Annotated in this window: 5 protein-coding genes; all 5 read right to left on the bottom strand. The window is 60.1% G+C overall.

Translation table 11 applies throughout. From position 1 onward, the window contains the following. Nucleotides 1-65 precede the first annotated feature (65 nt). Nucleotides 66-3,359, bottom strand: coding sequence for a DUF2126 domain-containing protein (locus tag ACIP66_RS11590; protein ID WP_400648123.1), 3,294 nt, complete (start codon nucleotides 3,357-3,359; stop codon nucleotides 66-68). A 277-nt stretch (nucleotides 3,360-3,636) separates the two neighbouring features. Next, nucleotides 3,637-5,949, bottom strand: coding sequence for a YgiQ family radical SAM protein (locus ACIP66_RS11595; protein ID WP_400648125.1), 2,313 nt, complete (start codon nucleotides 5,947-5,949; stop codon nucleotides 3,637-3,639). 190 nt (nucleotides 5,950-6,139) lie between these two features. Then, nucleotides 6,140-7,537 carry a replicative DNA helicase gene (gene dnaB, locus ACIP66_RS11600; protein ID WP_053116810.1) on the bottom strand — a complete coding sequence of 466 codons (1,398 nt, stop codon included), beginning with the start codon at nucleotides 7,535-7,537 and terminating at the stop codon, nucleotides 6,140-6,142. Nucleotides 7,538-7,657: 120 nt separating this feature from the next. Then, nucleotides 7,658-8,104 carry a 50S ribosomal protein L9 gene (gene rplI, locus ACIP66_RS11605; RefSeq protein ID WP_042557398.1) on the bottom strand — a complete coding sequence of 149 codons (447 nt, stop codon included), beginning with the start codon at nucleotides 8,102-8,104 and terminating at the stop codon, nucleotides 7,658-7,660. A gap of 18 nt (nucleotides 8,105-8,122) precedes the next feature. Beyond that, nucleotides 8,123-9,016, bottom strand: a complete 894-nt coding sequence (locus tag ACIP66_RS11610) for a hypothetical protein (protein WP_400648129.1) — start codon at nucleotides 9,014-9,016, stop codon at nucleotides 8,123-8,125. Nucleotides 9,017-9,110 lie beyond the last annotated feature (94 nt).

Raw genomic sequence — 9,110 nt, forward strand, 5'->3', positions numbered from 1 at the left:
GCTCGGCAGACAGCAAGGAACGGTCAGACTAACGCAGGCACATGACGCCCGGATATACGAAAAATCTAAGCGTCGCGTACGATTTGGAAACGTCGTAAATCGATTGTCATCGGTAGCTCGTCAGTGATTTCCACCTTCGGTATAGGAAGTTTCCCCGGCGTGTGTCCGACGCGGAAGAATCGCGCCATACGCCGGCTCTCCGCTTCGTTAGCGTTAACCGGCAGCGTCTCGTAATTACGCCCGCCGGGATGCGCGACGTGGTACTGACAACCGCCCAGTGATCGACCCATCCAGGTGTCGAGCAGGTCGAATACCAGCGGTGCATGTACGGGTATCGTCGGTTGCAGGCAGTTGGCCGGTTGCCAGGCGCGGTAACGCACACCGGCGACAAATTCGCCGACGCGCCCGGTCGGGTGCAACGGCACCGCGATGCCATTACAGGTCAGCAGATAACGCTGCGGCGGCAAGCCTTTTACCTTGACCTGCAAACGCTCCAGCGATGAATCGACATAACGCACCGTGCCGCCCGCCGCGCCCTCCTCGCCCAGCACATGCCACGGTTCCAGCGCCTGGCGCAGTTCCAGTTCGATGCCATTGACGGCGTAATCGCCGACCTTGGGAAAACGAAACTCCAGATGCGCCGCGAACCATTCCGCCCGCAGTGGATAACCGGCGTTGTTCAGTTCGACGATGACGTCGGCGAAGTCCTGCTCGATAAAGTGCGGCAACAGGAAGCGATCGTGCAACTCAGTGCCCCAGCGCGCCAGTTTCGGCGGCGCATACGGTTCGCGCCAGAATCGTGCGACCAGCGCCCGCAGTAATAATTGTTGAGCGAGGCTCATGCGTGCGTGGGGCGGCATTTCAAAGGCGCGCAACTCCAACAAGCCGAGACGCCCGGTGGCGCCATCCGGCGAATACAGTTTGTCGATGCAGAACTCGGCACGATGAGTGTTGCCGGTGACGTCGATCAGCAAGTTGCGCAGCAATCGATCGACCAGCCACGGTGCGCATTCCTCGCCCGGCTCCGGCATCTGCGCGAAAGCGATTTCCAGTTCGTACAAAGCATCATTGCGAGCCTCATCGACGCGTGGCGCCTGTGAGGTCGGGCCGATGAACAATCCGGAAAACAGGTACGACAGCGATGGATGGTTGTGCCAGTAACTGATCAGGCTGCGCAGCAGATCCGGACGACGCAGGAACGGTGAATCCGCCGGCGTCGCGCCGCCGAGCACAAAGTGATTGCCGCCGCCGGTACCGGTGTGGCGGCCGTCGATCATGAATTTCTCGGTGGTCAGGCGGGTTTGCCGCGCTTCCTCATAAAGGAACTCGGTGCGCTCGACCAACTCGTCCCATGTCGCCGATGGCTGCACGTTGACCTCGATCACGCCCGGATCGGGGGTGATGCGGAAGTTGCTCAGGCGTTGATCGCTAGGCGGCTCGTAGCCTTCCAGCAAGACCGGACAATGCAGTTCTTCGGCGGTGGCTTCGATGGCCGCGACCAGTTCCAGATAATCTTCGACCCGTTCCAGCGGTGGCATGAACAGGTACAAACGCCCTTCGCGGGCTTCGGCACAGAACGCGGTGCGGGTCAGCCAATCGGCGGATTCGTCGATTTTTGGCGTGCGCTCATCAGACGTCGCCGGTTCGCCGTGAAGGTTGAGTTGGGTGGTTTGCGGCAGCTCGGGAAAATCCTGATTTGGATCCTGTGGATGAATAAACGGGTACTCGGCGGCTTTCACCCACGGCTGCGAACCGAGCGGCAGGCGATAACCCAGCGGTGAATCACCCGGCACCAGACGGCAATGATCATCGCGCAGGTACCAACGCCCGCTCTGCCATTGATCACCCTTGGCTGTACGCGCTAACGGCAGCACTTGGCCGATCACCTTGTTCAGGCCCTGACTGAAGACTTTGCGCAGGCGTGCGCGCTCCAGCGGCTCCTCCAGACGCGAGTCTTCGGCGCTGACGTTGCTCGGCAACGTGCCCTCGCGCCAGAGGTAATAGAAGTTATCTTCGTAGGCCGGGAACACAAAACGTGTAGGCAATTTCAGGCGTTCGGCGACACTGGCGAGGAAACGCCCGGCCAATTCACCTGTGGCGCCGTAATCCTGCTGCTCGTCAGCGATCAGCGCATCGTTGTGCCAGACCGGCACGCCGTCGCGGCGCCAGTAGCAGTTGAGCGACCAGCGCGGCAGTTGTTCGCCCGGATACCACTTGCCCTGACCGAAATGCACCAGGCCCTTCGGTGCGTAGTGTTTGCGCATGCGCTGGAACAATTCCGCAGAGAGACGGCGCTTGTCCTCGCCCAATGCAGCGGTGTTCCACTCGGCGCCGTCCGGGTCATCGATGGACACGAACGTCGGCTCGCCGCCCATGGTCAGGCGCACGTCATCGGCTAACAGGTCAGCATCGATCTGCCGGCCCAGCGCTTGAATCGCCAGCCATTGCTCATCGGTGTAAGGCTTGGTGACGCGCGGCGCCTCCCAGATCCGCTCCACCGACATTTCGTGGCTGAACACGCATTCGCAGGGTTCGACCAAACCACTGATTGGCGCCGCCGAGGACGGATCGGGACTACAGGCCAACGGGATATGCCCTTCACCGGCGAACAACCCTGACGTCGCATCAAGGCCGATCCAGCCGGCGCCCGGCAAATACACTTCGCACCAGGCGTGCAGGTCGGTGAAATCCACTTCAGTGCCGGACGGGCCGTCGAGGCTTTTCACATCGGCGGTCAGTTGAATCAGATAACCGGATACAAACCTCGCGGCCAGCCCGAGGTTGCGCAGCAGTTGCACCAGCAACCACGCCGAGTCGCGGCAAGAGCCTGAGGCGTGTTCGAGGGTGTGCTCCGGGGTTTGCACGCCCGGTTCCATGCGGATCAGGTAGCCGATGTCTTCGCTGAGGCGCTGGTTGAGTGCGACGAGGAAGTCCACCGCTGGCAGCGGCGTGCGGTCGATGGCGTCCAGATAGGCTCTGAATTTCGGCGTCAGTGGCAGGGTTTCGAGATACGGCGCTAACTCTTTGCGTTCGTCCGGGGCGTAGGCGAAAGGGATTTTCTCGGCGTAGGGCTCAAGGAAAAAATCGAAGGGATTGAACACGGCCATTTCGGCCAGCAGATCGACCTCGATGCGCAACTCGTCGGTTTTTTCCGGGAAGACCAGCCGCGCGAGGTAGTTGCCCTGCGGGTCTTGCTGCCAGTTGATGAAATGCTGCTCGGGCGAGACTTTCAGCGCATACGACAAAATCCGCGTGCGACTGTGGGCAGCCGGGCGCAGGCGAACGATCTGCGGGCCGAGTTCGACAGCGCGGTCGTAGCGGTAATGCGTGACGTGATGCAATGCGACATGAATCGACACGGCGTGCCTCCTGCGAGCCTAAGCGTATTCGAAAGCGCGCAAGACTTATGCCATGCAGAGGCCTGGGCGCTTTCCCGGAATGCTTAGGGCAGTACAGCACCAAAATCGGGCGATGCGGGGAAATGGTTAGGCGAAGTTGCGCCTAAATGTGGCGAAGATCAAAAGATCGCAGCCTGCGGCAGCTCCTACAGGGAAACGCGAATCCCACTGTAGGAGCTGCCGCAGGCTGCGATCTTTTGACTCAAAAAAAACGCCAACCCGAAGGTTGGCGTTTGCTTTAGCGCGGTACGACCGGCTTGCGGGTCGGTTTCGGCCCTTTGCCTTTCGCGGCGTCTTTACGCTCTTTCGCAGCCTGTTGGTTGCGGGCAAATGCCGCCGCCTTGGCCTGCTCTCGCTTGTCCCAAGGATTACCACCGTCACTGGCACGCGGCGGCAGACCGGTGTGCTGGGTGAGGATCTTGGTGGTCTTCTCTTTGCCTTCTTTCGCCACTTTATGGCTGCCAGCCGGCGTCGAGTTCTTGCGACGGGCGCTCTGGTAGCTGTCGGTGGTCGGCTGGTGCGTCGGGATCAGTTGATCCTTGCCCGAACCGATCAGGTCGCCGCGACCCATGCGGATCAGCGCTTCACGCAGCATCGGCCAGCCTTTCGGGTCGTGATAACGCAAGAACGCCTTGTGCAGACGACGCTGCTCTTCGCTCTTGACGATATTCACGCCGTCACTCTTGTAAGTGACCTTGCGCAGCGGGTTCTTGCCCGAGTGATACATCGCGGTGGCGGTGGCCATCGGCGACGGGTAGAACGCTTGCACCTGGTCGGCGCGGAAGCCGTTGCCCTTGAGCCACAGGGCCAAGTTCATCATGTCTTCGTCGGTGGTGCCCGGGTGGGCGGCGATGAAGTACGGAATCAGGTACTGCTCTTTGCCCGCTTCCTTGGTGTACTTCTCGAACATGCGCTTGAACTTGTCATAGCTGCCGATGCCCGGTTTCATCATCTGGTTGAGCGGACCTTCCTCGGTGTGTTCCGGGGCGATCTTCAGGTAACCGCCGACGTGGTGGGTCACCAGCTCTTTGACGTACTCCGGCGACTCGACCGCGAGGTCGTAGCGCAGGCCGGAGGCAATCAGAATCTTTTTCACACCCGGCAAGGCACGGGCGCTGCGGTAAAGCTGAATCAGCGACGAGTGGTCGGTGTTCAGGTTCGGGCAGATGCCCGGGAATACGCAGGACGGCTTGCGGCACGCGGATTCGATTTCCGGCGTTTTGCAGGCGATGCGGTACATGTTCGCGGTCGGGCCACCGAGGTCGGAGATGACGCCGGTGAAGCCTGGCACCTTGTCGCGGATCTCTTCGATCTCGCGAATGATCGACTCTTCGGAACGGTTCTGGATGATCCGGCCTTCGTGCTCGGTGATCGAGCAGAAGGTGCAGCCACCGAAGCAGCCGCGCATGATGTTCACCGAGAAACGGATCATGTCGTAGGCAGGGATCTTCTCCTTGCCGTACGCCGGGTGCGGAACACGTGCGTAAGGCATGCCGAACACGTAGTCCATTTCTTCGGTGGTCATCGGAATCGGCGGCGGGTTGAACCAGACGTCGACTTCGCCATGCTTCTGTACCAGCGCGCGGGCGTTGCCCGGGTTGGTTTCGAGGTGCAGCACGCGGTTGGCGTGGGCATAAAGCACCGCATCACCGCGGACTTTTTCCATCGACGGCAGGCGGATCACGGTCTTGTCACGAGTCATGCGCGGGCTGGCCAGAATCTGTACAACCTTGGCTTCCTGCGGATCGTCGACCGGGCCCTTTTCCTGTTCAATGGCGCAGGCCTGGGTGTCCTGGGTGTTCACGTACGGGTTGATGATCTTGTCGACCTTGCCCGGACGGTCGATGCGCGTCGAGTCCACTTCGTACCAGCCTTGCGGCGTGTCACGACGGATGAACGCGGTGCCACGCACGTCGGTGATGTCTTCGATCTTGTGGCCGTAGGACAGACGCTGGGCGACTTCGACAATCGCGCGCTCGGCGTTGCCGTACAGCAGAATGTCGGCGCAGGCGTCGATCAGGATCGAGTTACGCACGCGATCCTGCCAATAATCGTAATGGGCGATGCGGCGCAGGGAGGCTTCGATGCCACCGAGAACGATCGGCACATTTTTGTAGGCTTCTTTGCAGCGCTGGCTGTAAACCAGGCTCGCGCGATCCGGACGTTTGCCGGCCATACCGCCCGGTGTATAGGCGTCGTCGGAACGGATTTTTTTGTCGGCGGTGTAGCGGTTGATCATCGAGTCCATGTTGCCGGCCGCGACGCCGAAGAACAGGTTCGGCTCGCCGAGCTTCTTGAAGTCGTCTTTGGACTGCCAGTTTGGCTGGGCGATGATCCCGACGCGGAAGCCTTGCGACTCCAGCAGCCGGCCGATGATCGCCATGCCGAACGACGGGTGATCGACGTAGGCATCACCGGTGACGATGATGATGTCGCAGGAATCCCAGCCAAGCTCATCCATCTCCTCCCTGCTCATCGGCAGGAATGGCGCTGGCCCGAAACATTCGGCCCAGTACTTTGGATAGTCAAATAACGGCTTGGCTGCTTGCATGTCGATAACCGGTGTTGGCTTTCATTGAATTTCGCGGGCGCGGAATATAGCACAAATTTTGACCAATTCCGACGGCTGTGGTCGGAAATTGTGCCGACGCCATTCGCGAGCAGGCTCGCTCCCACATTTGAACGCATTCCAAATGTGGGAGCGAGCCTGCTCGCGAAGAGGCCAGATCAGGCGCCGAAGATTACTCGTCGTCGTCGAAGTTATAGCTGCCCGGCGCAAGGTTTTCGAAACGGGTGTACTTACCGATAAACGCCAGGCGGATAAAGCCGATTGGCCCGTTCCGTTGCTTACCGATAATGATTTCGGCGATGCCTTTATGCTCGGTCTCCGGGTGATACACCTCGTCGCGGTACACGAACATGATCACGTCAGCATCCTGCTCGATCGCTCCGGATTCCCGGAGGTCGGAGTTGATCGGGCGTTTGTTCGGCCGCTGCTCGAGGGAACGGTTGAGCTGCGACAGCGCCACCACCGGGCAGTTGAATTCTTTGGCCAGGGCTTTCAAGGAACGCGAGATTTCAGAAATCTCGTTGGTGCGGTTGTCGCCGCCGGAACCCGGAATCTGCATCAATTGCAGGTAGTCGATCATGATCAGACCGATGTCACCGTGCTCACGCGCCAGACGCCGGGTTCGCGCACGCATTTCCGACGGACTGATACCGGCGGTGTCGTCGATGAACAGCTTGCGGTCATTGAGCAGGTTGACCGCCGAGGTCAGGCGCGGCCAGTCGTCATCTTCTAGCTGACCGGAACGCACCTTGGTCTGGTCGATGCGGCCCAGCGACGAGAGCATACGCATGACCAGCGATTCGCCTGGCATCTCGAGGGAGTACACCAGCACGGCCTTGTCGCTGCGCAGTACGGCGTTTTCCACCAGGTTCATCGCGAAGGTGGTTTTACCCATCGACGGACGGCCGGCAACGATGATCAAGTCAGCTGGCTGCAGGCCGCTGGTCTTCTCGTCGAGGTCGGTGTAGCCGGTGGACAGGCCGGTAATCGCGTTGTCGGTGTTGAACAGTGTGTCGATGCGGTCGATTGCCTTGGTCAGCAAATCGTTCACGCCTACCGGGCCACCGGTTTTCGGCCGGGCCTCGGCAATTGCAAAGATCTGACGCTCGGCTTCGTCGAGGATTTCCTCGGCGGTGCGCCCTTCCGGGTTGAAGGCGCTGTCGGCGATCTCGGTGCTGATGCCGATCAGTTGGCGCAACGTCGCACGCTGGCGGACGATCTGCGCATACGCCTTGATGTTGGCGACGGACGGTGTGTTTTTCGCCAGTTCGCCAAGGTAACCGAGGCCGCCCACCTGCGAGGTCTGACCTTCCTTGTCCAATTGCTCGGCAAGGGTCACGACGTCGATCGGCGAGTTCTGATCGGCCAGTTTGGCGATCGCACGGAAGATCAGGCGGTGGTCATGTCGATAGAAATCACCGTCGGAGACTTGATCGAGCACGCGTTCCCAGGCGTTGTTGTCCAGCATCAGACCACCGAGTACAGCCTGTTCGGCTTCGATGGAATGCGGCGGCACCTTCAGGGCAGCGGTTTGCAGATCGTATTGCTCGGGAGCGGAGATATCGTTCATGGCCACTTGAGTTTGGTTGAAAATCAGGAATTGCAGAAAGACAAAGGGCACGACCTGTAAACAGGATCGTGCCCGATGTTAACCGTCTGACGGGCAAGCCGCCAGCCGATCAGGTGTTGCTTAAGCTGCTACCACGACAACGCGTACGGTGGCTTCAACTTCGGCGTGCAGGTGCACAGCCACGTCGAATTCACCTACGTTGCGGATGGTGCCGTTCGGCAGACGAACTTCGCTCTTCTGCACTTCAACGCCGGAGGCGGTCAGTGCGTCAGCGATGTCGTGAGTCCCGATCGAACCGAACAGCTTGCCTTCGTCGCCAGCGGTGGCAGTGATGGTCACTTCCAGCTCGGCCAGTTGGGCAGCACGGCTTTCAGCCGATGCTTTACGGTCTGCAGCAGCTTTTTCCAGCTCGGCACGACGCTCTTCGAACGCAGCGATGTTCGCTGGGGTCGCGGCGGTAGCTTTGCCGTAAGGCAGCAGGTAGTTACGACCGTAACCGGCCTTAACGTTTACTTTGTCACCCAGGTTGCCCAGGTTGGTGACTTTTTCCAGAAGGATCAGTTGCATGTGAAAATCCTCTAACTTTTAACCTTCACCGTTCGCGCTGTCGGTGTCTTTCGACACGTGACGACCGCGAAAATCAATCAGGCTGTCGACAATGGCCAAAACCACGAGCAACGGATAGATCAGCTGCATGAACAGCAACAGCGTGACGTACAACCCCACCAGCCAGAAACCGGCCAGTCGCTTCTGCCCGACCAGCCCGTGAATCAAGGCAAGTCCGGCGAACACCAGCGGTACACTGCACAACGGCGTCAACATGGCCATCTGTGCACCGAGATTCGGGCCCAGAAGCATCAACGCCAGCAGTAACATCGCCGGCCCCAGCGGGATCCGTATGGCGCGAAACTCGCGACCAAAACCACCCGAGTTGTACAACAACGCCTGCCAATGACGCCCGACAATCAGGCTCAGCACGCTGACGATCTGCAACAACGCCGCAATCAGTCCGGTCAGGACTGGTGCAATCAGGGACGCGAAACGCGCTTGCTCATCGACCGACAATTGCTTGTAGGTCTCACCGAGAAGCGCGGGCATTACCTTGATAAGGGCCTGCGCGAGCATCTCGATCTGGGCAGCAAACGCCGCCCCGAGCACCACCGAAAACACCACTCCTATTGCCACGCTGGCCAGCAGCGTACGAACCCAGGACTCACTTGCGCGCAAAATCAACGCAAGCCCCGAAGACCCCAGCAGCACCAGAAGTGCCCGTGGATCATCGGCGTACAACCACCAGACCAAGGCCGGCAGCAGTCCCAGCAACAGAACACCGAGGGCGTCTGTCAATCCGCGCCGCAGCAGCACAAGGCTCCCGGCGGCGGCACCCAACCAATACAACAACGGCAATGTTGCACATCCGGCCACTACGAGAGTGGCCTGCATGCGGCCGCGCATGATGAACTCAGCTAAGGCACGCATGCATTCAATCCTTTGCTACTTGTCGTCTGCCGGGTCTCTGCGGCCGTGGCTGGCGGTGGAGGCCAGCAGGGCCAGGCCGCGGGCGCGCTTGATA

Origin of the sequence: Pseudomonas sp. NPDC088429 (assembly GCF_044753305.1) — a bacterium.
Taxonomy (GTDB): domain Bacteria; phylum Pseudomonadota; class Gammaproteobacteria; order Pseudomonadales; family Pseudomonadaceae; genus Aquipseudomonas; species Aquipseudomonas rustica.